The 23478-nt window shown below is 64.1% G+C and carries 22 protein-coding genes; 11 read left to right on the plus strand and 11 right to left on the minus strand.

Translation table 11 applies throughout. The features are described from left to right. Positions 1–17 precede the first annotated feature (17 nt). From GGD67_RS36775 to GGD67_RS36805, 7 genes are all read right to left on the minus strand, one after another. The gene (locus GGD67_RS36775) at positions 18–521 is read right to left on the minus strand and encodes a response regulator (protein WP_018321616.1); all 504 of its coding nucleotides are present in this window, start codon (positions 519–521) and stop codon (positions 18–20) included. Between the two features lie 141 nt (positions 522–662). Continuing rightward, positions 663–980 carry a hypothetical protein gene (locus tag GGD67_RS36780; RefSeq protein WP_018321617.1) on the minus strand — a complete coding sequence of 106 codons (318 nt, stop codon included), beginning with the start codon at positions 978–980 and terminating at the stop codon, positions 663–665. A gap of 2 nt (positions 981–982) precedes the next feature. Then, positions 983–1861: a protein-glutamate O-methyltransferase CheR gene (locus GGD67_RS36785; protein WP_179739764.1), complete on the minus strand. Its 879-nt coding sequence runs from the start codon at positions 1859–1861 to the stop codon at positions 983–985. A 61-nt stretch (positions 1862–1922) separates the two neighbouring features. After that, positions 1923–2309 (minus strand): response regulator, encoded by a 387-nt coding sequence (locus tag GGD67_RS36790; protein WP_018321619.1) that lies wholly within the window; start codon positions 2307–2309, stop codon positions 1923–1925. Between the two features lie 31 nt (positions 2310–2340). Beyond that, positions 2341–2817 carry a chemotaxis protein CheW gene (locus GGD67_RS36795; protein ID WP_179739766.1) on the minus strand — a complete coding sequence of 159 codons (477 nt, stop codon included), beginning with the start codon at positions 2815–2817 and terminating at the stop codon, positions 2341–2343. Positions 2818–2841: 24 nt separating this feature from the next. Next, entirely contained in the window at positions 2842–5637 is a 2796-nt protein-coding gene (locus GGD67_RS36800; RefSeq protein ID WP_179739768.1) for a hybrid sensor histidine kinase/response regulator, read from the minus strand. Between the two features lie 427 nt (positions 5638–6064). Next, positions 6065–6487, minus strand: a complete 423-nt coding sequence (locus tag GGD67_RS36805) for a response regulator (RefSeq protein ID WP_179739803.1) — start codon at positions 6485–6487, stop codon at positions 6065–6067. Between the two features lie 494 nt (positions 6488–6981). On the opposite strand from GGD67_RS36805, the gene GGD67_RS36810 reads away from it, so the two are divergent. From GGD67_RS36810 to GGD67_RS36825, 4 genes are all read left to right on the plus strand, one after another. Then, a complete protein-coding gene (locus GGD67_RS36810) occupies positions 6982–7692 on the plus strand; it encodes a Crp/Fnr family transcriptional regulator (RefSeq protein WP_179739770.1) in 711 nt (236 codons plus the stop codon). A 187-nt stretch (positions 7693–7879) separates the two neighbouring features. Continuing rightward, entirely contained in the window at positions 7880–8578 is a 699-nt protein-coding gene (locus GGD67_RS36815) for a Crp/Fnr family transcriptional regulator (RefSeq protein WP_179739805.1), read from the plus strand. 156 nt (positions 8579–8734) lie between these two features. Beyond that, positions 8735–9112 (plus strand): Hpt domain-containing protein, encoded by a 378-nt coding sequence (locus GGD67_RS36820; RefSeq protein ID WP_179739772.1) that lies wholly within the window; start codon positions 8735–8737, stop codon positions 9110–9112. Positions 9113–9211: 99 nt separating this feature from the next. Next, positions 9212–9460, plus strand: coding sequence for a hypothetical protein (locus tag GGD67_RS36825; RefSeq protein ID WP_018322868.1), 249 nt, complete (start codon positions 9212–9214; stop codon positions 9458–9460). Positions 9461–9542: 82 nt separating this feature from the next. On the opposite strand, the gene GGD67_RS36830 is transcribed toward GGD67_RS36825, so the two are convergent. Next, on the minus strand, positions 9543–10166 hold the full coding sequence (locus GGD67_RS36830; RefSeq protein ID WP_018322867.1) for a helix-turn-helix transcriptional regulator: 624 nt from the start codon (positions 10164–10166) through the stop codon (positions 9543–9545). Between the two features lie 337 nt (positions 10167–10503). Between GGD67_RS36830 and GGD67_RS36835 the strand changes: the two genes are divergently transcribed. Then, positions 10504–11667, plus strand: coding sequence for a hypothetical protein (locus GGD67_RS36835; RefSeq protein ID WP_179739774.1), 1164 nt, complete (start codon positions 10504–10506; stop codon positions 11665–11667). 742 nt (positions 11668–12409) lie between these two features. Continuing rightward, the gene (locus GGD67_RS36840) at positions 12410–13624 is read left to right on the plus strand and encodes an EAL domain-containing protein (RefSeq protein WP_091964894.1); all 1215 of its coding nucleotides are present in this window, start codon (positions 12410–12412) and stop codon (positions 13622–13624) included. 10 nt (positions 13625–13634) lie between these two features. Here GGD67_RS36840 and GGD67_RS36845 read toward each other — a convergent pair whose 3' ends face one another. Then, a complete protein-coding gene (locus GGD67_RS36845) occupies positions 13635–14495 on the minus strand; it encodes a DMT family transporter (RefSeq protein WP_179739776.1) in 861 nt (286 codons plus the stop codon). Between the two features lie 111 nt (positions 14496–14606). Here GGD67_RS36845 and GGD67_RS36850 point away from each other — a divergent pair, with 111 nt between their 5' ends. Next, entirely contained in the window at positions 14607–16034 is a 1428-nt protein-coding gene (locus tag GGD67_RS36850; RefSeq protein WP_179739779.1) for a PLP-dependent aminotransferase family protein, read from the plus strand. On the opposite strand, the gene GGD67_RS36855 is transcribed toward GGD67_RS36850, so the two are convergent. Together GGD67_RS36855 and GGD67_RS36860 are read right to left on the minus strand one after the other, a co-directional pair. Then, the gene (locus GGD67_RS36855) at positions 16031–16636 is read right to left on the minus strand and encodes a GDYXXLXY domain-containing protein (RefSeq protein ID WP_179739781.1); all 606 of its coding nucleotides are present in this window, start codon (positions 16634–16636) and stop codon (positions 16031–16033) included. The two genes, GGD67_RS36850 and GGD67_RS36855, sit on opposite strands and share 4 nt — an antisense overlap. Beyond that, positions 16633–17904, minus strand: a complete 1272-nt coding sequence (locus GGD67_RS36860) for a DUF2157 domain-containing protein (RefSeq protein ID WP_179739783.1) — start codon at positions 17902–17904, stop codon at positions 16633–16635. Before GGD67_RS36860 ends, GGD67_RS36855 begins: the two co-directional genes overlap by 4 nt. A 495-nt stretch (positions 17905–18399) precedes the next feature. Here GGD67_RS36860 and GGD67_RS36865 point away from each other — a divergent pair, with 495 nt between their 5' ends. The 4 genes from GGD67_RS36865 to GGD67_RS36880 all read left to right on the plus strand — a co-directional run bounded on the left by GGD67_RS36865 (position 18400) and on the right by GGD67_RS36880 (position 23071). Next, positions 18400–19401, plus strand: a complete 1002-nt coding sequence (locus tag GGD67_RS36865; protein ID WP_179739785.1) for a tripartite tricarboxylate transporter substrate binding protein — start codon at positions 18400–18402, stop codon at positions 19399–19401. A gap of 159 nt (positions 19402–19560) precedes the next feature. Further along, on the plus strand, positions 19561–20679 hold the full coding sequence (locus tag GGD67_RS36870) for an ABC-three component system protein (protein ID WP_179739787.1): 1119 nt from the start codon (positions 19561–19563) through the stop codon (positions 20677–20679). Next, positions 20664–21176 (plus strand): ABC-three component system middle component 2, encoded by a 513-nt coding sequence (locus GGD67_RS36875; RefSeq protein ID WP_179739789.1) that lies wholly within the window; start codon positions 20664–20666, stop codon positions 21174–21176. Before GGD67_RS36870 ends, GGD67_RS36875 begins: the two co-directional genes overlap by 16 nt. Further along, positions 21173–23071 carry a hypothetical protein gene (locus tag GGD67_RS36880; protein WP_179739791.1) on the plus strand — a complete coding sequence of 633 codons (1899 nt, stop codon included), beginning with the start codon at positions 21173–21175 and terminating at the stop codon, positions 23069–23071. The genes GGD67_RS36875 and GGD67_RS36880 overlap by 4 nt, the downstream gene beginning before the upstream one ends. Positions 23072–23478: the final 407 nt, after the last annotated feature.

Genomic DNA, 23478 nt, shown 5'->3' on the forward strand with positions numbered 1-23478 from the left:
TGGCAGCTCCGCAAGTCCTAGGCGCGGTGTCGTTCCACGATCGCGTCGGTGGCGACACCACCCCAGGTATGGATCGCCGGAAGGCCCATCGCGGTCTTGCCGAGATTGGCGAGGCTGATGCGCAAGGCCGCGAGGTCGAGCGGCTTCGGCAGGCTCTGGAGCTCGATCCCCACGGACCGGGCGAAGCTGCGGGCGGCACTGCGGCGCTTGCCGTCCATGCCGCTGATGACGATCACGGCGCCACCGAATTTCGCTGCCGCCATCTCGCGCAGCACGTCGATGCCGTCGCCATCCTCCAGCACGAGATCAAGCGTCACGCAGTCGAAGCGCGCGGCGCGGAGCTTCTCGATCGCATCCGCCACTGAAGGCGCCACGGTGACTTCGTGGCCGGCCTGCTTGGCGGCGACCGTGATCAGGCTGCGCTGCGTGGCGTCGTCATCGACCACCAGGAGCTGAAGCGCACGCCGCTCGGCGCCGTCGGGCAGGTTTGAGGAGATGGGGGAAAGAGAACTTCTGGGCATTTCAGTATCCTGAGATTGGGACCATCAGTGGATACACGGTTCGCGCTTAGGCCACGTAAAGGCCCTGTCGCGAATTCATTCGGATGTTTTCAGAAAATGTGAAGCAACGGACCGGAAAAGACGGCGACGGATGCGGGCGGATCACGCCGCTTCGTCGCGGCCGCCGGCCGCGCCGCGCTTCTTCCTGTTCTTGCCGCGCAGGAACTGAATGTCCATCTCGGCGCCGTTGACGCGGACCAGCTCGCAGCGGCGGTAGGCGAGGCCCGTGGACGACAACAGCAGGAAGAACTCTTTCAGGTTCAACCCCTGGATCGAGCCTTCCACCGTGAGGATGGCGTCGGTGTCGGAGATCGCGTTGAGCTTGCAGTCGCGGCGCCAGGTGCCGTCGATGGCCATGATGCAGACATCGTAGCCGCGACTGAAAGTCACGCGTTCCGTACCCTTGCCATCCTCGGCCATGTCTATCGTCCTGCCATGGCCGCCAGGCGCGGCGCCGCGCCGGCGAGAGCCGGCTTGACGGCTGCGGCACGCGGATCGTTCGGCTTGTAGAGGCCGCGCCGCTCCGGAATCGGCCGGAACGTATCGGTCAGGCCGACCACGGTTTCGGCCGCGCCCAGCACCAGGAAGCCGTCGGGCTCGATCTGGCGGGCCAGCCGGTTGAAGATGTTGATCTTGGTGTCCTGATCGAAATAGATCAGCACGTTGCGGCAGAAGATCACGTCGAAGGTGCCGAGCTGCGCGAAATCGTGCAGGAGGTTGAGCTGCCGGTGCTGGATCATCGCCCGCAATTCGGGATTGACCTGCCAGGTCTCGCCGGTCTGCTTGAAATATTTCATCAGCATCTGGATCGGCAGGCCGCGCTGCACCTCGAACTGGCTGTAGATTCCGGCCTTGGCCTTCTCCAGCACCTCCTGCGACAGGTCGGTCGCGATGATCTCGATGCGCCAGCCGGTGAGAGCCGCGCTCATCTCCTTCAGGCACATCGCCAGCGAATAGGGCTCCTGCCCGGTCGAGCCGGCGGCGCACCAGATCCGTATGCTGCGGCGGGCGGCCCGCGCCTTGATAATCTCGGGCATGATGGTGTCGCGGAAATGATCGAACGGGACCTTGTCGCGGAAGAAGAAGGTCTCGTTGGTGGTCATGGCTTCGACCACGTCGGTGATCACCGTGCGCGCGCCGCCTTGCAGCTTCTGCACGAGCTCGCCGATGCCGGAGAGTCCGGCCTTGCGGGCCAGCGGCAGCAGGCGGCTTTCGATCAGATATTGCTTGTCTGCGGAAAGATCGAGACCGGAATTTTCCTTTAGGAACTTACGCAGATACTCATACTCGGTCGGGGTCACGGATGGCCTCTTCGAAGCTTGTACTGGAACACTCTGGCCTGAATACGCGGGCCAGACACACTCAGACCATGGCTTGTCCGACCGGGATCAAACCAACTTCAGCGAACTTGTCGGCGATGATGTCTTTGTCGAAAGGCTTCATGATGTACTCGTTGGCGCCGCCGCTGAGCGCCTGGGCGATATGCGCCACATTGTTCTCGGTGGTGCAGAACACCACCTTGGGCTGGTCGCCGCCGGGCAGGCGGCGCATGTGGCCCATGAATTCGAAGCCGTCCATCACGGGCATGTTCCAGTCGAGCAGCACCGCATCGGGCAGCTGCCGCTGACAGATCTCGAGCGCCTTCGAGCCGTCCTCGGCCTCGGTAACTTCGAATTCCAGGCCTTCCAGGATCCGGCGGGCGATCTTGCGCACCACGCTGGAATCATCAACCACCAAGCAGGTCTTCATTTTGGTTCTCCGGCTTCGATGTTTCGTTGGCTCACGCAGCCATCTGCACTTTGGTTTCGAGCTCGAGGACGCGATCGACGTCGAGGACGACCATGAGCTGGCCCTCGAGGCGGTGGACGCCGCCGGCGAGCTTGGCCATGCGGGGGTCGAGGTTGACGGGATTTTCTTCCATGCCGGCTTCGGGCAGGCGCAGCACCTCGCCGATCTGGTCGATCAGCAGGCCATAGGATTCCCCGCGGAGGTCGACGCCGACCGCCATCGGCACCTTGCCGTCCTCGGGCTGCGGCAGGCCGAGCCGGGCGCGCATGTCGACCACGGTGACGATGCGGCCGCGCAAGTTCAGCACGCCCGCGATCTCGCGCGAGGACAAGGGCACGCGGGTGACGCGTTCGGGCATGAACACGTCCTGGACGCGGGAGATCGGCAGCCCGAACAGCTGGCCGCCGATCATCGCGGTGACGTATTCGACCATGGCGCCTTCGCTGGACTGGGTCTTCTTGCTGGTCATAAGCGTATCTCCTGGTCCCGTCCCTTAGGCCGCCGCCCGGTTCAGCTCGGAGGCGCCGGCGGCGCCCGCGGTCTGCTCCTTCAGCGCCGCGATCAGACCGGGACGGTCGAACTTGGCGACATAGTCGTGGAAGCCGGCCTGACGGCCCCGCTCGATCGCCGCCGGCGACACCAGCGCGGACAGGCCGATGATCGGCATCGAGCCGAGATTGTTGTCCGAGCGGATAACTTCCGCGAACTCGAACCCGTTCATGTCGGGCATCTCGATGTCGGTCAGCACCACGTCGAAGCTCTGGGCCCGGAGCGCAGCCAAGCCCTCCTGCGCGGTCGGCGCGGTGCGGACGCGGTAGCCGGCGGCTTTCAGCACCGGCGCCAGCATGTTGCGGAAGAACGCGGAGTCGTCGACCAGCAGCACCGACTGCGAGTGCATCGACGGCTTCATCTCCTTGCGGGTGAACCAGTCGGCGAACGCCATCGGGAGGAAGTGGCCGACGTCGATCACCTCGGTGGCCTGGCCCTTGATCACGGCCGAGCCGAGGATGCCGGAGGCGGAGCCGCCGACCTCGATGTTGAGCCGTTCCTCGACGATGTCGATGATCTCGTCGACGACGAGGCCCATGGAGCGGCCGTCATCGGCGAACACCAGGATCGGCTGGGCGCCCTGGCTCGCGATGGTGACGCCTTCCATGGCAACGAGCGGCATCAGCTGCTCGCGGTACTGCACCATGTAGCGGCCGTTGCTGAACTCGATCTTGTCGGCGGGCAGCTCTTCCAGGCGGGTGACGAGGCCAAGCGGGACCGCCTTGGGCTGCGACGAGCCGGCGCGGAAGACGAGGAGCGAGGTGGTCTGCTCGCCCGAGCCGATGTGATGTGCGCCGTTCTCGTCGCCCATGTCATGGGCCGAGGAGCCGGCGGCGCCGAGCGCCTTGGCAATGCCGTTGGGGTCGATGATCATGATCACCGCGCCATCGCCCAGAATGGTGTTGCCGGAGAACATGTCGATGTGACGCAGCTTGGTCGACATCGGCTTGACCACGATTTCTTCGGTGTGGAACACGCCGTCGACGACGATGCCAAAGGTCTGGCTGCCGACTTGCGTCACCACGATGAAGCCGTTCTCGGGATCCGAGGCGGCGCCGTCGTCGATCTTGAGCAGCTTCTTCAGATGGATCAGCGGCAGCAGCTTGTTGCGCAGACGAAGGACCGCGGTGTCCTTGATGCGCTCGATGCGGTGCTCTGAATTGGCGCGGGCCCGCACGAGCTCGACCACCGAGAGCTGCGGGATCGCAAAGCGGTCGCCGGCGGCCTCCACGATCAGGGCGGAGACGATCGCCAGGGTCAGCGGGATCTTGATGGTGACGCTCGAGCCCTCGCCGGCCACCGACTTGATGTCGATGGTGCCGCCGATCTGGTCGATATTGGTGCGCACCACGTCCATGCCGACGCCGCGGCCCGAGACCGAGGTGATGGCCGCTGCGGTGGAGAAGCCCGGCGCGAAGATGAACTTGTGGATCTGGGCTTCGCTCATCTTCTCGAGCTCGGCCTCGGTGACGAGGCCGCTCGAGATCGCCTTGGCCTTGATCTTCTCGGTGTTGAGGCCACGGCCGTTGTCGGCGATGCAGATGATGATGTGGCCGCCCTCGTGATAGGCGGACAGGCGGATGGTGCCCTGCTCGCCCTTGCCGGAGGCGAGGCGCTCGGCGGGGGTCTCAAGGCCATGATCGGCGGAGTTGCGCACCATGTGGGTGAGCGGGTCCTTGATCAGATCGAGCACCTGGCGGTCGAGCTCGGTGTCGGCGCCGTGCATCTCGAGTTCGATCTGCTTGCCGAGTTCGCTCGAGAGGTCGCGGACGATGCGGGGCAGCTTCTGCCAGGCATTGCCGATCGGCTGCATGCGCGTCTTCATGACGCCTTCCTGCAGCTCGGCGGTGACGTTGGACAGCCGCTGCAACGGCACCTTGAACTCGGTGTCCTCGTTGCGGCGGGAGATCTCCAGCAGCTGGTTGCGGGTCAGCACCAGCTCGGAGACCATGGTCATCAGATGCTCCAGCGTATCCACGTTGACGCGGATCGACTGGTTGGCGATGCGGTCGCCTTCGCCGGCGCCCTCGTCGGCCATCGACTTCTTCGGCGCGGCCTTCTCCCTGGCGGGCTTTGCTTCCTTGGCGGCGGGTGCGGGCGCTTCAGCGGCCGGCGCGGGCTCGGCCTTGGCTTCAGCCTTGGCAACGGGCGCGGGCGCCGGCGCTTCGATCGCGGTCTCGCGGAAGGCGCGCTCGAGCTCGTCGAGCGAGACTTCGCCCGGACGCAGCGGGCGCTCCAGGGTCTGCTCGATCAGCGAACCCGTGGTCATGTTTGCCGGCGCAGCAGCGGCAACCGGGGCTTCCGGCACCAGCGGCGGAGCTTCGGCAACCGGAGCTGCGGCAGCGCCCGCAGCCATTGCCGCCATGCCCTGCTCGACCATCGCTTCCAGCTTGTCGATGAGATCGCGGTCGTTCCCCTCCGGCTCGGCTTCGGTGGCTTCCAGGCCGGCCAAAATTTCCTTGATGCGGTCGATCGAGGACAGGATCACCGTCACCGCCTGCCCGGTCACCGGCATGCCGTCACGGAATTTGCCCATCAACGTCTCGCCGGCATGGGCCAGCGCTTCAAGCCGCGGCAATCCGAGGAAACCGCAGGTGCCCTTGATGGTGTGGACCAGGCGGAAGATGTTATCCAGGATCTTGGCGTTGTTCGGCTCCTGCTCGAACTTCACCAACTGGTTGTCGACGGTGTCCAAGCTCTCGCTGGTCTCCGTCAAAAACTCCCGCAACAGATCATCCATGAGCTACGCCTTACTGACCTGACCCTGGACTTCGGCGCCTGCGCCGCTTTTTGGCATGGACGGAAGTCTCTATTCTGGATCGTTAGACATCCCTTTTCACAGTCCCGTTAATTTCATCCTCCGTCCTAATACGGATATTGAAGAGAAGTTTGCGGTTCGCCCGCATGCGGCTGCGCTATTCGGCAAAAGCGACTCCGCGCCGCAACGGCGGGGACGCGTGAGGTAAACGGGCCGATAACAGCGGGCGAGGCGCGCCGGAAAATCCCGCTCTTGAAGGACGATAGGGGCCGCCTGCGGGGCATCGAACAGCGCCGCCGGCAACCGGAGGCGCAGTTGCGCCCCTCGGTTCGCGTCGGCGGCGCGATCTGCGTAGTCCGCAGACGCGGTAAACGAACGGTTACCTGTGGCCATAGCGGCCCGCGCCGCGCTAACCCAATCGCGCGGCCGAGGCGATGTCGCCGTCGGGACGATGATCCGCCAGACAATCGTTGATGGCAGCGAGCAGCGCATGCGGCGTGAACGGCTTGCGCAGACAGCGTGAGGCGCCGAGCTCGAGTGCCATCCGGAGGAAATCGGGTGCAGGCGAATTCAGATTTGCAAAGGCGTAGCCGGACATCGCGATCAGCGGAATGACCGGCGCCCGCTCATGGAAGATCCGGATCGATTCGAACCCGCGCATGTGCGGCATGAAGATATCGATGATCATCAGATCGAATTGCTGGTGTTCGAGCGCACGAAGTCCGGCTTCACCTCCTTCGGCAATCGTGACTCGAAAATTGTTACGCTGGAGATAGACCTCGATGGCCATGCAGACCATCGGGTCGTCGTCGACAACGAGAATATGGCGCAGACCTTCTGTCCCCATTTGAGTTTCCCGTTTTGGCGATTCAATAATTGAACCGTGGGGCACGCCGTTCTCCTTTGCTTTCAGTCGAAAAATGGATGGTCGCGAATGCCGTTGGCGGCACGGGGAAGATGGACGCGAAATCTGCGGCCACGCGACGCCAGGCTTCATCGCAATAGTGGATGGCTGTAAATGCTGGTCCAACGGACGACACTGCGCGGGTCGACCGACGTCTGATCGCAGCGCGGATGCAATGCTTCCGGCCCATGACAGCCCCCCTTGCAGCTTTTTCCTGCGCAACCCCTGCAGGACCGGCGCACCGGCTCGTAAGCGAATCAGCGCGCCATTCTTATTTCCGTCGCAAATGCCGCAGCCTGTCTGCCCTCTAACGGGTATATGGACAGCGCCACAACCTTTACAATATGTTTTTGTCGCCGCGCAACTGGATGACGAGCGGGCTTTACACCGATCGTACATCGAACACGCCGGATTGACCTTCGATGATTGCGAGCGGCCGCCCGTCCAACCAATTGCTGCAAATGCTCGACGCGGCAGATCTCGATCTGCTGCGCCCGCATCTCGCGACAGTCGAAATGGTCAGGAAATCTGTCTTGTGCGAGGCGGGTGCTGCGCTGAGATATGTCTACTTCCCGCATGGTGGATCCGTTTCGATCACGGTGGGCCTGTCTGAAGGACAGATGATCGAGGTGGCGATGCTGGGCCGCGACAGTGTCGTCGGTGGCGGCGCTGCGCTTGCCGGCGGCATCGCGCTGACAGACGCGGTCGTCTTGTTCCCAGGGACTGCTTCCGTGCTTGAAATCGCAGCTTTCCGTACGGTCGCTGCCGCGAGCGCGCCGTTTCGCCAGTTGATGGTCCGCCATGAGCAGGCCTTGCTCGCGCATGCGCAGCAGTCGCTGCTCTGCAATACGCTGCACCCGGTCGAGGCGCGGCTCGCGCGCTGGCTGCTGCGCGCCCGTGATCTCTCGGACAGTGAAATCCTGCCGCTGACCCAGGAGGCGCTGGCGCAGATGTTGGGCGTACGGCGCAATGCCGTCTCGCTGGTCGCGCATGCGCTGCAGCGGGCCGGCATCATCCACTACAGCCGTGGCCAGATCGAAATCCTCGATCTACGGGCACTGGAGAAGACGTGCTGCGACTGCTATTCGGCAGTGAAAGCACACCACCTCCGCCTGGTGGGAACCGTGCCGTGACGACAGCTCGGCGCAATCAACTGTATGCCGGCGCACGCAGCGTGGCAGGACCGCTGCCATGGTCGGGACAACTTGTCCCAATTGCCAATATATCCCGACGTGAACATGATGGAACTTACGCGCGCTGGGCGTGATTTCGTCCATCGCGATTCGATGGCGCGGGAACGGGAGGCAGCTTTTGGAAACGATGGTGCGTTCAGCCAACGGTTTCCTGTCTGCACTGTCGGCAGACGACTATGAATCGATCCGCCCGCACCTGCGAACAGTCGATCTGCCCCATGACGCGGTGCTGGTCGAGACCGGCGAGGCGCTGAAGCGCGCGTATTTTCCCCACCGCGGCGTCATCTCGCTGGTTGTGAAGCTCGCCAAGGGCGAGCATGTGCAAGTCGCCATGATTGGGCGCGACAGCCTGCTCGGGACGCTCTCGACCATGGGCGATGCGTGCGCGCTGAACACCGCCATCGTGCTGGTTCCGGGCGTCGCGTCGGTGATGGATCTCGACCGGCTGCGGATCGCCGCCGACCAGAGCAGCACCCTGCGCACGTTGCTGGCGCGCCACGGGCTGGCGGTCTACGCCCAGGTCCAGCAGACGGCAGGCTGCAATGCCGCCCATCCCGTGGAGTCGCGGCTGTCGCGCTGCCTGTTGCACACGCATGACCTCTCGGGCGACTACCGGCTGCTGCTGACCCAGGAGGCCATGGCGCAGATGATCGGGGCGCGGCGCAACAGCGTGTCGCTGGTCGCCAACACCCTGCAACAGGCCAATTTCATCCATTACAGCCGCGGGCACATCCAGATCACCAACCTCGACGGCCTGCGCCAGACGGCGTGCGAATGCTACGCCACCGTGAAGGCCCAGTACGACCGGCTGCTCGGCGCGGGCTGAGGGCCGCACGCGCATGGTAAACTGCCGGCTAATGTCGGCCTGCAAACACCTTGTGTCCTGCTACCGGAACTGAAATTCGAATGCCGTAGACATGGGGCCGCCCTCGCGCCCGGACGTGCCGCGCGACCAATGACCCGTGATCAAGGCAGCAGGCCCATGTTTGAAGTCACCGTCGCGCCCGCGCAGAAGGCGCTCGATGCCGAGCCTGCGCGCGAGCCGCACGCTTACGAAGCGCTGGTGCGAGAGATCGGCGAGGACGGTGCCTGCGAAGTGCGCGATGTATTCTGGAGCGAGACCGGTGCGCGCCTGCAATTATTTCGCACGCTCTCGCTGGCGCAGCACCATGCCAGGATCGCGCGCGAAGCGCATTCGCTGAATAGCGCAGCCGGAACGTTCGGCTATGCCAGGCTCGCGGCGCTGGCGCTGCGACTGGAGAAGTCCGCGGAGAGGCTGGGCGATGGCGAATTCCGCGATCTCCTGGACCTGATGGACGCCGCCTATGCCGCCGCGCGCGCGCAGGAGCCGCAGGGCTAACCACTCGCGTGTGCATTCCCGCCGTACTTCTACGGCTTGGGATTTTTAGAGATGGCTAATCATAGGTGGCGATAGTCGCCGGAAACCAGGAGGGTTTCCATGTTCACCTACGAGACCGCGGACCAGAAAGAGGTTCGCCGCTTCCGTATCGCACAGTTCAACGGCCGCATGGCAACGGTGAAGGCTGGCGAGTCCACGGTGACCGGCTTCGTGCGTTCGGTGCTGGAGCATGAATCGAGCATGCCGCCCCGCTGGACCATCACGATCATCCCGAACGGGCCGAAGGAAGAGATCAAGCCGTTGCGTCCGATCTCGCGCGCGCGTCCCTTCGCCGAAGACTATTTCTGAGCGCGATCGGGTTTTTAAGACGTCCCGGGAGATCTCTCGGGGTCTTGTCCGCACCGCCTGCCGGCGATGCAACACACCAGCCTCAGTCGATCGAGTGCAGCAGCGCCGCGCGGACGAGATCCGCGGTGTTGCGCGCACCGAGCTTGCGCATCGCTTCGGCGCGATGGCTCTCGAACGTGCGCGGGCTGATCTGCATCCGAAGCGCGCCCTGCTTGTTCGAATAACCTTCGCTGATCAGGCTCAGCACCTCACGCTCGCGCTTGGTCAGCCGCTTCTGACCCGACAGGCTGAGGAGCTCGGCGCTCGGCACGCGCTGGGCCTGCTGGGCGCGGACGGCCTTCGATTCCGCGTCCTCGACGCTGGACGGGATCGACAAGCCACCCTTGTGAGGACCGGCAAGCTGCTTGACCACACCGCAAACCCGCTCGGTTTGTGCCAGCGCGTTCTCGATCACCCGCTGCAAATAGGCGCGGTCGCCGGTCACGGGCGCGAGTTGATCGCTGTGATGCTTGATCTCGCCCATGTAGAGCAGCAGGGCAGTCAGGGGGCCGTTGAGCTCGCGGGCGATGGCAGCGGCCATTTCGTCGGCGGCTTTGGCCCGGGCGGCACTCAGGCGGACGAAATCGAGCTCTTCAGTTGGAGCAGCGCTGCTTTCGTACCATTCCGACGGCCGCGAATCGGTGGCCGTATCATTCTGTGACCCCATGTCACTCGTTTAGCGGAACCGGGGGCGGTCTGTGGTTAACTTTTTGCTCCGTAAGACTACGGTGATTTTGTCGGTTTTGCGTTAAAGTGGTGACGCCGGCACAATTTGTGCTTGCGTTTGGCGGCGCGCGCCCACGCTGGGGTTGAGTTTTTCGCCAGAAACTTGGGCAGACAGGCGAAATCGTCCTTAACCGCAGCCTTCGCCCCGACGCCTCCCCCCGGTTTTTACGGATTAATTAACGGCGACTTGCTTCTCTTAGGGGAAGTTGAGAGCGCGCAAATGCCTCCACGCATTGGGCCCGCACGCCCGCGGGAAACGCTGCGAAAGATTGCGTGCCATGAACGAGATCGATCGGCTGTCGGAATTCCTGCAGAGGCTGACGCCGCTGTCGCGCAGCTGTCTGCTCAGCGAACTCGAACGGCTCGAGCTGTGCGGCATCGACATGCCCGGCTCGTTCGACATACAGTCGCGCTTGCGCGCCGAGTTTCGCAAGGACGGATCGACCCAGGCGCGCGCCACCAGCCCGTCGCGCTATTTCTTCGCGCCGCTCGAACTGCTCCTGATCGATGGCGCGCCCGAGCACGCCAATATGGGGCGGATCTCGCGCAACACCCTCACCCCGATCTGGGAGTGGATCTGCCGCGACCTGCTGCCGACCATGGCACGCGACTACATCAAGGCGATCAACGACCAGGTCGCAGCCAACAACCCGAAGGAAGTCCTGAAGGTCGCCGCGACCTTCCAGACCAAGGTCGTCAAGGTGCTCGAGAGCACCTTCGCATCAGTGGAGAGCACCGAATTCGCGCGCGGCAAGCTCGCGCAATACACGGCCTCACGCACCGCCTTCGACGACGTCAGGAAGATGCAGCACGTGCTGCGCGCGGGCAATGCGCTGCCGAAATTCAACGAAAAGCTGCCTGAGAAGATCGCGAAATTCGACGACGGACGGGTTGCCCAGATCACCGCGCAGCTCGACGCCTTCAAGAAGGCTCATCCCGATGCGCTGCCTTTCGCGCTCGCGCTGGTGGCGAGGCGCCTGACGATGCCCTGGCAATTGGCGCGTCTCGCGACCAAGGCCGCTGCGAGCAAGAGCGTCACCGATGTCGCCGCGACGCCCTATGCCTGCGTCATTCCCATGGTGCTCGACCGGCTCGACGACAAGCGCCTCGCACTTCGGATCGCGCTCCGGCACAACCGGGTGCTGGTCGCCCGCGACCTGCTCGCCGAGATCTACGATACCGAATATGCACTCAAGGTGCGCATCGACGGCATCGAAAGTTGCGAATGGGGAATTCGGCTCCAGCAATTGATGGATGCGATCGCGGCGCTGGTGTCCGCCGAGGTGAGCCGCTTCCCGTCCAATGTCGGCCACATCCTCGGCTCGCGCCGGCTGCGCAGCCACGACACGCTCGGCGGCAAGCTGACCTATCTGGCCTGGAAGGGCCGCGACGTGGTGCAGGACGGCGCGGCGGCGTTTCGCAAATTGATCGGGCAGACCTGATATCGCGCGAACCGCTGCACACTTTTCCGGTTCATGCTCATTGCGCGCGCGGCAGGCACAGGAAGCGATCGAGAAATCGCCCTGACATCACGACCCTGAACCACCAATACATCATTCGCCGCATCGTCATTGTCGTAATCCTCGACAGCCCACCACCGGCTGTGCCGAGCAATAGCGCAGGTGCAGCAATGCGCGTGTGATGCACTTCACATTTGCAGCCCTGGGCCCGGACGCGGTGTCGCAGAACCGTCACGAGCGAAGGCGATACTTGCGCGCATCGCGCGAAGGCCAATCCTGCGACCGTCGCCGTCGCTCGCTCCCGATGCACCGCAAAGCGATCGGGAGAGCAACCGCCGCAATGCGGGGCCGCCCACCGCCGACGACGTGCTCCTGTTCACCGTCTTCGTCGCGCACGAGCGGGCGCACACCCCGAAGAAACGCCGGAAATTAATCTGCGCTGGCCGCGTCGTTGCTTCGAAAGGGCACACATCTGCATCGCTCATCTTCATCCACCGGCAAGCGGGACGCAGCTTTCATCGCGCGAGAGACATTTCGCGTGCGCTGACAGTCGTTGTGCGCGTGGTGCTCGGGTATGCGAACTCTTTGCGAAGAGTCTGTCGACAAATTAGCTCGAATTGCAGGGTTTAACGTTACTCAAATAATTCAAGAACGATGTGAAGCTCTCCTTATTTGAACCCACGCTCACCGTTTAAGAAACCGTCACGGAACGGGAGTGGTGTTGATGAACGATGGGATGGTTGAACTCGTCGGACGAAGGCCTGTGACCTTCGGACGACGAAAGGTAACGCCGCGCGCCTGCGTGGCCGATAGCAAGCGGCATCTGCGCGCCTTCCTCAGCGAGGTGCTGGAGGATCTCGGCTTCGTCACCAGCGAATGCGCCAGCTCGGACGAGCTGCAAACCGTGCTCGCCACCGAATTGCCGGACCTGATCCTGCTCGGCGTCGCCGCCGACGGCATCGAGCCGGGGAGATTCCTCGAAATACTGGTGCGCGAGGCATTTGCCGGCAAGGTTCTCGCCGTCGGCGCCCGCGAGTCGATCATCGTCAAGGCCGTGCGGCAGGTCGGCGAGGAATATGGCCTTGCCATGCTGCCGCCGCTGACCACGCCCTTTGCGGCGGAAACGCTGCGCGAGCGCATCGCCATGCTGCTGCCGGAAGAGCCGGCGCCCAGTCCCGCCGTGCATGTCGGCGAGGCCCTGCATGCCGGCTGGCTCGAGCTCTGGTACCAGCCCAAGATCGACGCGCGCACGCTGATCCGCTGCGGTGCCGAGGCGCTGGTGCGGATGCGGCATCCGACCTGGGGCGTGGTGCCGCCGGCCTACTTCATTCCCGAAGAGCGCGATCCGCATCTGCGCGACCTCTCCGAATTCGTGATCGAGCGCGCGATACGGGACTGGCATTATCTGCTGGAGCAGCAGACCCCGGTCGATCTCTCGATCAACCTGCCCGCGTCCTATCTGAAGGAGCCGCAGGCGGTGCGCGATCTCTGCCGTCGCGTGCCGACGCATCCGGCCTTCGGCGGGCTGACGGTCGAGATCGACAGCGAGGAGGCGATCCGCGATCTCGATCACCTGACCGAGGTCGCGCGCGAGGTCGGGCTGCACAATATCGGCCTGTCGATCGACAATCTCGGCGCCAACTGGCCGGCGCTGATGGAGCGGGACAAAGTTCCCTTCGTCAAGCTGAAGGCCGACCGGCAATTCGTCACCGGCAGCGGCAGTGACCGGTTGAAGCGCACGGTGTGCCGTCACATCGTCGAGCTCGCGCAGGGCTTTGGCGCACGCAGCGTGGCCCAGGGGGTCGAAAGCCGCGCCGACCTCGTCGCCGCCAACGAGCTCGGCTTCGATCTCGTGCAGGGCTTCCTGTTCGGCAAGCCGATGCCGCTGAAGAAGTTTGCAAAGGGCGCGCTGACGAAGACGGTGATGGGGCAGGCGTGAGGCACAAGCCTCACGCAAACCGGCGCGCGAAGAACACGCAGGCGACCACGAGGACGGTCGCGACGATCATGCTCCAGGCGACGGGCTCGTGCAGCAGCAGGCCGGCGAGCGCGAGACCGAAGAACGGCTGGAGCTGCTGCAACTGGCCGACACGCGCGATGCCGCCGATCGCAAGGCCGCGGTACCAGAAGATGAAGCCGACGAACATGCTGAAGATCGAGACGTAAGCGAGCCCGATCCAGGCGGGCACGCTGACGCCGTTCCAATTCGCCGGCCAGGTCAGAACCGCGACCGGCACCATCAGCGGCAGCGCGAGCAGGAGCGCCCAGGAGATCACCTGCCAGCCGCCGAGCCGGCGCGACAATGCGGCGCCTTCGGCATAGCCGAGGCCGCACAGCACGATCGCGGCCACCATCAAGAGATCGCCGGCGAGCGAGGCCGAGCCGCCGTTCGACAAGGCGAAGCCGGCTACCGTGGCGCTGCCGAGGACCGCGAACAGCCAGAACAACGGCCGCGGCCGCTCGCCGCCGCGCAGCACGGCGAAGACCGCGGTCGAGAGCGGCAACAGGCCGATGAAGACGATCGAACGGGCCGAGGTAATGTGCTGGAGCGCGAGCGCCGTCAGCAGCGGAAAGCCGACCACGACGCCGATGGCGACGATGGTGAGGGAGGCGAAATCCGCTCGCTGCGGCCGGGCCTGCCGCAGCACGCCGAGCACGGCCACACCGATCAGCGCCGCGATGACCGCGCGGGCCGATGTCAGGAACAGCGCGGAGAAGCCGCCGACCGCGACGCGCGTCGCCGGCAGCGAGCCGCTGAAGATGATGACGCCGAGCAGGCCGTTGCCCCAGCCGCTCCCCGCAGATTGCATGTCCGTTCCGCCCCTTTCGAGAAGCGCGATACTCGGCCGTCGGCGGTGGCACGGCCAGTCACAATCCAGTACAATTTGGCAAATCTGTATGGGTATGGAAGGTGATACACCTTGGACATCGGAGCGCCATCGAAGGGACGCGGCGGCACGCGGACCATTGACGTGATGAGCGCGATCCGCGCCAAGCTCGCCGGCCGCGCGCTCAGTGCCGGCGACCGCCTGCCATCGGTCCGCAGCCTGGCCGCCACAATGGGCGTGTCGCCGTCGACCGTCGTCGAAGCCTATGATCGCCTCGCGGCCGAAGGCCTGATCCGCGCCCGTCGCGGCTCCGGCTTCTATGTCTCGCCGACCATCATGCCGCCGCTTGCGCTGGCCGAAGCCGGGCCGCGGCGCGACCGGGAGGTCGATCCGTTCTGGGTCTCCAGGCAATCGCTCGATGCCGACGCGGCCGTGCCGAAGCCCGGCTGCGGCTGGCTGCCGGCGGAGTGGATGCCGGAGGCGGCCTTGCGCCGCGCCGTCCGTGCCCTGGCGCGCACCGATGCGGATCTCTTGACGGACTATGGCAGCACGCGCGGCGGCCTTTCGCTGCGCCGGCTGCTGCTCGCCCGCCTCGCCGAGGATTCGATTCCCGCGTCCGTCGATCAGCTCATGCTGACGGGCTCGGGCACACAAGGCGCCGACCTCGTCTGCCGCTTCCTGCTCCGTCCCGGCGACACCGTGCTGGTCGACGATCCCTGCTACTTCAATTTCCGTGCGTTGCTGCGGGCGCATCAGGCCAGGATCATCGGCGTGCCCTATACGCCGTCGGGCCCTGATGTCACCCGCTTCGAGCAGATCCTCGGCAGCGAGCGTCCCCGGCTCTACATCACCAATTCGGCGCTGCACAATCCGACCGGCGCGACGATGTCGCTTGCGAGCGCGCACCGGCTGCTGACCGCGGCCGCCGCGCACGACCTCACCATCATCGAGGACGACATTTTCGGCGATTTCGAGCCGGAGCGCTCGCCGCGTCTTGCCGCGCTCGACGGGCTCACCCGCGTGATCCGCATCGGCAGCTTCTCCAAGACGCTGTCGGCCTCGGTACGCTCAGGCTACATCGCCGCACGGGCCGACTGGATCGAGCATCTCGTCGACCTCCAGGTCGCAACCAGCTTTGGCGGCCCGAGCCCGGCCGCGACCGAGATCATCGCAAAGGTGCTGGCCGGCGGCAGCTATCGCAAGCACATGGACGAGCTCCGGCAAAAGCTGACGCGGACGCGCCGCGACGTCGCGCGAAAACTTCAGGCGCTCGGCATCGAGCCCTGGCTGGTGCCGCGCGGCGGATTCTTCCTCTGGTGCCGGCTCACGGGCGGACAGGATGCCGCGCAGGTCGCGCGCGCGGCGCTGGAGCAGGATGTCGTGCTGGCGCCGGGCAACGTGTTCAGCGTGTCGCAGACATCCCAGCACTTCATGCGCTTCAACGTGGCGCAGATGAGCGATCCCCGGGTGTGGGACGTGCTGCGGCGGGCGTTGAAGGCGGCGCCGGAGCCGCCGCGCTAATACAGCGGCTCCTCATAGACCGGCTCGCCGTCGAGCAGCAGCCGCTTGATGGCGGCGCGGCCTGAGGGCAGCACGGCGGCGACGATCCGGAGCTTTTGCTGGTTGCGGGCCTGCTCGAGCTTCTTGCCCTCGCCTTCGGGCACGAAGTAGCTTTCGAGACCGTATTTGATCGGCAAATTATCGCAGAAGGTGTGACGGCCCGAGCCGCAAGCCCCGCCGTAATTGGCGACGCGGCCGCGGATCAGCACGTCGGGAGCCGTGACCGGCACCGGCGCGGCATGCACCGAGACCGCCGCGTAAAGGCCGTCGGCATTGGGCGCGAGCCTGACGAACACGACAGGATGGCGCGCGTCAGCCGGCTTGCCGGCGAGCGCGCCGGCCGGCACTTGCGAGATGTCGTAGCGGAGCACGACATAGTCGCCGCGCAGGAGATCGCGGGGATCGACCGGCTGCGTCTGCAAGGTCACCTCGACGCCTTCGCGCAGGATCTGCATGCGGTCGGCGACCATCAGGACCAGCAGCAAGCATTGCAGCAGCACAGCGACGCCGAACAGCACGGCTTTCGGGATGCGCCGCCAGAGTCCAGTGATGGTACCGATCATCGCTCAGCCCTCGGCAGCATGCGATTGAGCGCGGTGGCAAAGACCACGGCGATGATTCCGGCCCCCGCAAGAAAGGCCGAGCGGCGCAGCAACGAGCCGTGCACCGCCCAGGTGATGCCGGCGATGACGCCGGCAATTCCGAGCCAGCCGGCGGCGATCCGCGGGCGCACGTCATCGAGCACACCGGAGACGACGAGGCACAGCATGGCGCAAAGCAGCGCGGCGTAAGCGAACCAGGGCTCGCCGGCCGTGGAGACCGGCCAAATCGGCGCGGCGAGCAGCACGAGCCCGATCGCGCATGATGCGAGGATTTCACCTGCGCGCTTCGTGAGCATGGCGGAGACGAGGGCGAGGATCACCCCCGCGGCCCCGCACAGGATCGCCCAAATCGGCTGGGCGGATACCGTGCTGGTCCTGAAGCGGATGATGTCGTCGACGGTCGCCACCTCCAGGACGGCGACGCCGGCCAGCGAAAACGCCCCGTAGATCGACAGGATTGTCCCGAGCCGGAGCGCCCGCGGCGAGGGCCAGGCTGCGAGCGCGAGACCGGCGCCGAACAGCAGGGCGGCGCCGTTGGCGAGAACGAAGGACGGCTGGGCGCCGTCGAGCTCGAAGCGGAGCGACGTCGCGATCCACCACGGCAGCACCGCGAGCGCGACCAGATGAGCGGCGGCGCGCGAATTCCAGGCGAAGGCGAGAGCTGCTGCAATCAGCCAGACCGCCACGAACGGAAGATGCAGGACGTCGGGCGCGTCATAAGTCCGCATGCAGGTCCAGATGCCGGCGGCGACGAGGCCGACCGCAAGCGCACCGCGCGAGCCGGTCAGCAGCGCCGCGGCGAACGCGCCGATCGACCACAGCAGCATGCCGCCGGCAAAGTCGTCGCCGAGATGATACATCTGGCCGACCAGCGCGATGCCCGCCCCGAAGATGATCGCACCGACGCTGGCGCAGAGATCGGCGAGAACGTCGCGGCCTCTCGCCGCGAACCAGGCCCCGAGGCCAGAGGTAGCGACCATGCCGGCGAGCAGGATCGCGAACCGCAACAGCCGCGCGATCTCGGTCCAGTGCGCCGCGACGAAGGCGAGGAACGCGGCCGCAATCAACAGACCCCCGACGATGCCGACGACCACGGCGATGTTGATGCCCGGCGCTAGCTGCGGCAGCGCATTGCGGATCGAGGCCGCCGCCGCCGGCGCAATCACGCCATCGGCTTCCCATTGCGCAAGATCAGCTTCGAGGCGGTCGCGGTAGGACTTGTCGAACATTGGGGTGGGTTACCTCGGGGCCGCGGAGGGCGGGGCATTGCTAGGTCGGAGCGGGCGGGGAGAGGGTTCAAGCCGGCGGCGGCCTCCGAGGGGCTTGAGCCTCCCGAACAACAAAAACGCGAAAACAACCCCATGCACAGTAGGCGGGGGCTGGAAGATCAAGGACTTACGCGGGCCGAAATGGATTACGCGTCGGGCAATTTTTCAAGAGCAAGCGAGCCTAAAGGATCGCAGCTTGTGGCCTGACGGCGATCCATCGATCTTTTCATATTTTGCAAAAGTGATGCTCGGACTGCGCCAATGGTTGGACGAGACTCGAGACTGTAGCCTTCGGTCAAGATGGCCATCAACGGCCACACTGTACCGGGGAGGACTGCATCCATGGCGTTTGCACCTGCGCGACTCCTGGAGGGAGCGGATCGTGCGAGCGCTCCGAAAGGCGCCGCCGCGAGATCTGGCGCGGGCAGCGGCCTGAGCAGGCGTCCCGGAAGGGCGATGACGAGAGCGCTCGCAAGATCGTTTCTCTGTCTCGTCGTCGCGATGGCGCTGGCACCTCATGCGAGCGCCGCGCGGGCGCAGACGGCCGCGGAGTCCTGGCCGAGCCGCGCAATCACCTGGGTGGTGCCGTTCGGAGCCGGCGGCGTCACCGACCTCGTCTCGCGCAAGATCGCGGACCTGCTGCGGACGCGACTCGGGCAGCCCGTGGTGGTGGAGAACCGGCCCGGCGCCGGCGGCACCATCGGGACGGAGTTCGTGGCGCGGGCGCAAGCGGACGGCTACACCGTGCTCTACGCCTCCGGCGGGCCGATGACGATCCAGCCGAACCTCGGACTGACGAAGCTCAACTACGACCCGCTTCTGAGCTACGTCCACATTCGCGGCGTGAGCTCGTCGAACCAGATCCTCGTCGCGACCGCGGCAGCGCCCTACAATACGCTGGCCGAGTTCGTCACCTACGCGAAGGCCAACCCGGGCAAGGTCAATTTCGGCTCCCCCGGCCCCGGCACTGCCCAGCATCTGGCCGGCGAGATGTTCCAGGCGGCCGCCGACATCAAGCTGACCCATGTGCCCTACAAGTCGGGCGCGAACCAGATGACCGACATGATGTCGGGCGTCCTCGACGTTTCCTTCGACTACCTCACCGTGCTGAGGCCGCTGATCGACACCGGCAAGGTCAAGGTGCTCGGCACCACCGGGGCGGCGCGGATGGCCGCGCTGCCCGATGCGCCGACGGTGCTCGAGGCCGGCTACCCCGACGCCGTCAATGCCGGCTCGACCTGGGTCTCGGTCCCCGCCGGGACCGACCCGAAAATTGTAAGCAAGCTCTCCGAGGCGATGGCCGCCGTGCTCGCCGACCCCGGCATCGCCGCCGACCTCACCACCAACGGCCAGGTCTCGATCGCGGACAAAGGGCAGGCCGAGATGGTGCCGTTCATCGTGGATGAGACGGCGCGCTACAAGCGGGTGATTGAGAGCGCGGGCATTGGTGCGCATTAGCGGGGGCGTACGGGCTTGGACATCGCGCGCGCGAAGGGGCGGCTGGCAGCGTGGCGCTGACCGATCGCGACGCAACGAAAGGGCCGACCCGCCCAGCAAAACAGGGGCATCACGCCACCAATGCGGCAGGTCTGATCGGCAGAGCTCTCGCCCGGTCTCTTGAAGGCGACGAACTGCCCGGTCGACGCTGGTTCCGGCGCGGGAGACCTTGGCAAGGGGCCGCGACGCGTGCGAATAATCGAAGGTACTTTTCCTCAATGTACCCTGTCCCTCATGCCCCTACTGCATCCCGAGCGCTACATCGTCGCGCTTCCAGCCGACGAGCTGGAAAAGTTCGCGCGCGAATGGGCGTCGCTGAAGAAGGGCTATTTCGAGGTCGAGCGGTTTTCCGGCGCGGGCGACATGGGCCGCGACGTCGTCGGCTATCTGTCGAAGCAACGGCATGAAGGCGATTGGCACAACTATCAGTGTAAGCAATACGGCAAGGCCGTCCCGCTCAATGTGGGGCTCGGTGAAATCGGCAAAATTCTGTACTTCGCACACGAAGGCGAATTCACCGCGCCGACGAAGTTTTATTTCGTCGCGCCCAAGGGTGTCGTCCGGACGCTTCGCACCTATATTTCGAAGCCGAGCGAATTGAAGAAGGCCCTCATCGACAATTGGGACGACTACTGCGCTAAGACCATCACGCGGAAAAAGACCATCGCCCTGACCGACGCGTTGAAGAAGTTCATCGAGGCCTGGGATTTCTCGAACGTATCGGTGATCTCGGTCGATGTGATGCTCGCCGACGCTGCAGGCAAGATTCTCATGGCCAAGAAGTTCGCAGAGAGCCCGGACCCTGCGCCAAAAGGCGTGGTCCCCGGCACGATTGAGGATCGCGAGATGCCTTACGTTCAGCAACTGCTGGACGCTTACAGCGAGCGCGACAGCAAACTATATGCCGATCACTCCGCAATCGCGAAGCACGCGGACCACGCCCCGCATCTCGCGATGCAACGCGAACGTTTCTTTGATGCGGACGCGTTCACGCGCTTCTATCGCGACAACACCATGACGGAGGAAATCGATCTCCTTCGCAACGATATGCTCCACGGCGTTGCCGAAGCTCACGGCGCAGTTCACCCGGATGCACTGACGCGCGCCAACGCTGTCATGCAGCAGGCCGCGAACGTTCAGCCGTCTGGCGTGTTAGCTAAGCACGCGCGCGTCCCCGTGAAGCAGGGCATCTGCCACCATTTTGCCAATGAAGGTAAGTTGAAATGGCAGAAGAAGTAGTCATCGCCGAATCGAGCGAGCCGGTTCCGCTGTTCAACAGCGCTCTGGAAACAGGCGTGCGCGCTGTCGTCATCCTGGACGCAGTTCATCCGCGTGCCTTCGATCTCACTCACCTCACATGGTGCGATCATCTTGTTGTCCATACTTCCGACATCAACGGGCCAGAAAGCCTGCATCCGGATATCCCGCAGCGAACGGGCGAACTACTGGTACGGCGGCGCCTAGTCGAGGAAGGCATTAAGTTGATGCGGCGGCTTCACATGATCGAGGCGGAAGTCGGCGATCGCGGCATTACTTACCGGGCAAGCGAGGATGCATCGGCTTTCGTCGAAGCGCTGCGCTCTAAATACTCCAACGAACTGAAAGAGCGCGCTGTGTGGCTCGCCTCCTTCCTGACGAAACGGTCGGACTCGGATCTGGCCGGGCTTATCGCGGAGCGGATCGGACGCTGGGCTGTTGAATTTCAAGGCGAGGCGGGCAACCCGGGTACAACATGACGTCGGCACCGCGCATCACACTTTCAAGCCTGACTTTCACAGGTGAAGGCAAGCCGAACGCCGGCGTCGCCTTCGCGCCCGGACTGAATGTTCTGTTTGGCGCGTCGAACACCGGCAAATCTTTCACCGTAAAGGGTCTTGATTTTATGCTGGGCGGCTCGGGACCGCTGCCAGAGATAAACGAGCGTGACGGTTACGATCGGTCTTGGCTGGCGCTCACGCTGCCGAAATCCAACGACACCACGATTTTGCGGGCTCTGGCAGGCGGTGCCTACGAGCTTCTTCCAGGAAATGTGCTCGAAGCCGACCCGAAGAGGAAGGACAAGCGAAAACTGTCTGCCAAGCACAGTGCGACTAAAACGGACAACATGTCACAGTTCTTACTCAGCGAACTGGGCCTGTCCGGCAAGGAGATTGCCGAAGACGTTTACGGAAACAAGCGCTCGCTGAGTTTCCGCGACTTGGTTCGCTATTGCCTCATCGACGAAGCCTCTATTCAGAGCGAAACGTCGCCCGCCGAGTCCGGGCAATTCACGGGCACGACGCCCGAGCACAGCGTCCTTAAGCTCATGCTTACCGGCCAAGACGACAGTGCGATCGTGACTGTCGTCGACAGGAAGACGTTCACCAGTACGAGAGCCGCGAAAGTCGAGGTCATTGACGACCTACTGAAGACGGTCAACGACGAGATCGAGGCTGATTACCCCGACGTTGACGACTTAAAGGATCAGAGCGATCGACTGGAGCGATCTTACGCCGAAGCTCAGAATGCTGCACAGGCCGCACAGGAATCCATCCGCGAGCAATTGCAGGCCAAAAACCACTTGGCGCGCGATATTTACCGGGCAACGGAGCGCCGCAACGAAATCCAAATCAACTACGGGCGTTTCGAGCAACTCGAAGAAGTTTATGCGTCCGACATCAAGCGACTTGAATCGATCGAGGAGGCAGGATTTATCCTCGCATTGTCGGGTGACCAGCCGTGCCCGCTGTGCGGCGCTTCACCGGACGATCAGAGCCACACGCATGGTATGTCCGACATCAAACGCGCACAGAAAGCAGCGAACATTGAGATCGCGAAAATCCGGAAGCAGCAGTCGGAATTGCGGCAGACCATCCAGAGCCTGGATCAGGAAGGCGCTTTGATCGAGAAGTCATTGGAAGAGCTTGAAGAAGAGCTGGCGCTCGTGGAAACCGACTTGCAGCGCATGGCGCCAAATGTTTCCGACAGCAAGAAGCGACTCGACGAAGTTCTTGAGGTGCGCGATCGTGTCAAGCGCGGCCTAGATCTGCTGCTCCAACGCCAAAACCTGCTTGATCGCAAGGAAGCACTGCTCACGGCCAAGCCCGCAACGAAGGCTGACAGGCCGACGCTCGGCGCACCCGGCAATGTGATGCACGACTTTGCCCAGACCGTAAGCCGCGTCTTGAGCGCGTGGAAGTTCCCTGGTGACCGCCACGTTTCGTTCGATGAGGGCGCCTATGACCTTCGCATCGATGGCAAGAAGCGTAAAGACAATGGCAAGGGCGTTCGTGCGGTGACGCATTCCGCATTTAAGGTCGCCCTGCTCATCTATTGCCGTGAGCGCAATCTCCCCCATCCTGGGTTCTTGGTGCTTGATACGCCGCTGCTCACCTACCGCGATCCGCTGCGCACAAACAGCCCGCTGAGCGACGACGAAGAAGCCTTGAAAAAGTCCTCGCTGAAAGACCACTTCTTCGAACACCTGTCGAGCGTATCGAAACTTGGTCAGATCATCGTCGTAGAGAACGTCGACCTGCCAAAGGGCATCGACAAATGGGCGAATGTGGAGACCTTCACCGGCGACCCGGCAAATGGTCGTTTCGGTCTGTTCCCGCGACCTCGAACACAGTTGGCCTCAGACAAATTATGACACAGCTTCGGCAATAATAGCGGGCTCCGGATCGACCTTTTCCTGTTCGAGAAATCGAGCATCGTCGCCTCCCGGGAAAGCGGCCAGAGACTGCCATGGGCGGCTTGGTGGCGAGTCGCTGGGGATGCCTTGCAGACGCGCCAAGGCGGGATTCATCAAGTGGGGGAAGACCCGATTGGTATAGGGATGAGCGGTCGACGGGGATCGAATCCCCGCATGCAAGCTCGGGAAGCTTGCCAGGTATCCGCGGTTCTCCACCAATGAATCCGGTGGCTCTCCACGTCCCTTGTTTTTAGGTTTTTTGCCCGTCGCGTGAGCGGCCCGAGACATAGGTGACAGAACGTACCGGACACATGGGTTACACTTTCCGCTTTTGTTCTGCGGGAGGTGGCGATGCCGTGGAGAGC

Origin of the sequence: Bradyrhizobium sp. IAR9 (assembly GCF_013408065.1) — a bacterium.
Taxonomy (GTDB): domain Bacteria; phylum Pseudomonadota; class Alphaproteobacteria; order Rhizobiales; family Xanthobacteraceae; genus Bradyrhizobium.

Coding starts and splice junctions, on each gene's coding strand:
- GGD67_RS36775 (WP_018321616.1), bottom strand. CDS start 521: ATGCCCAGAAGTTCTCTTTCCCCCATCTCCTCAAACCTGCCCGACGGC.
- GGD67_RS36780 (WP_018321617.1), bottom strand. CDS start 980: ATGGCCGAGGATGGCAAGGGTACGGAACGCGTGACTTTCAGTCGCGGC.
- GGD67_RS36790 (WP_018321619.1), bottom strand. CDS start 2,309: ATGAAGACCTGCTTGGTGGTTGATGATTCCAGCGTGGTGCGCAAGATC.
- GGD67_RS36795 (WP_179739766.1), bottom strand. CDS start 2,817: ATGACCAGCAAGAAGACCCAGTCCAGCGAAGGCGCCATGGTCGAATAC.
- GGD67_RS36800 (WP_179739768.1), bottom strand. CDS start 5,637: ATGGATGATCTGTTGCGGGAGTTTTTGACGGAGACCAGCGAGAGCTTG.
- GGD67_RS36810 (WP_179739770.1), top strand. CDS start 6,982: ATGATTGCGAGCGGCCGCCCGTCCAACCAATTGCTGCAAATGCTCGAC.
- GGD67_RS36815 (WP_179739805.1), top strand. CDS start 7,880: ATGGTGCGTTCAGCCAACGGTTTCCTGTCTGCACTGTCGGCAGACGAC.
- GGD67_RS36820 (WP_179739772.1), top strand. CDS start 8,735: ATGTTTGAAGTCACCGTCGCGCCCGCGCAGAAGGCGCTCGATGCCGAG.
- GGD67_RS36825 (WP_018322868.1), top strand. CDS start 9,212: ATGTTCACCTACGAGACCGCGGACCAGAAAGAGGTTCGCCGCTTCCGT.
- GGD67_RS36830 (WP_018322867.1), bottom strand. CDS start 10,166: ATGGGGTCACAGAATGATACGGCCACCGATTCGCGGCCGTCGGAATGG.
- GGD67_RS36835 (WP_179739774.1), top strand. CDS start 10,504: ATGAACGAGATCGATCGGCTGTCGGAATTCCTGCAGAGGCTGACGCCG.
- GGD67_RS36840 (WP_091964894.1), top strand. CDS start 12,410: ATGAACGATGGGATGGTTGAACTCGTCGGACGAAGGCCTGTGACCTTC.
- GGD67_RS36845 (WP_179739776.1), bottom strand. CDS start 14,495: ATGCAATCTGCGGGGAGCGGCTGGGGCAACGGCCTGCTCGGCGTCATC.
- GGD67_RS36855 (WP_179739781.1), bottom strand. CDS start 16,636: ATGATCGGTACCATCACTGGACTCTGGCGGCGCATCCCGAAAGCCGTG.
- GGD67_RS36860 (WP_179739783.1), bottom strand. CDS start 17,904: ATGTTCGACAAGTCCTACCGCGACCGCCTCGAAGCTGATCTTGCGCAA.
- GGD67_RS36865 (WP_179739785.1), top strand. CDS start 18,400: ATGACGAGAGCGCTCGCAAGATCGTTTCTCTGTCTCGTCGTCGCGATG.
- GGD67_RS36875 (WP_179739789.1), top strand. CDS start 20,664: ATGGCAGAAGAAGTAGTCATCGCCGAATCGAGCGAGCCGGTTCCGCTG.
- GGD67_RS36880 (WP_179739791.1), top strand. CDS start 21,173: ATGACGTCGGCACCGCGCATCACACTTTCAAGCCTGACTTTCACAGGT.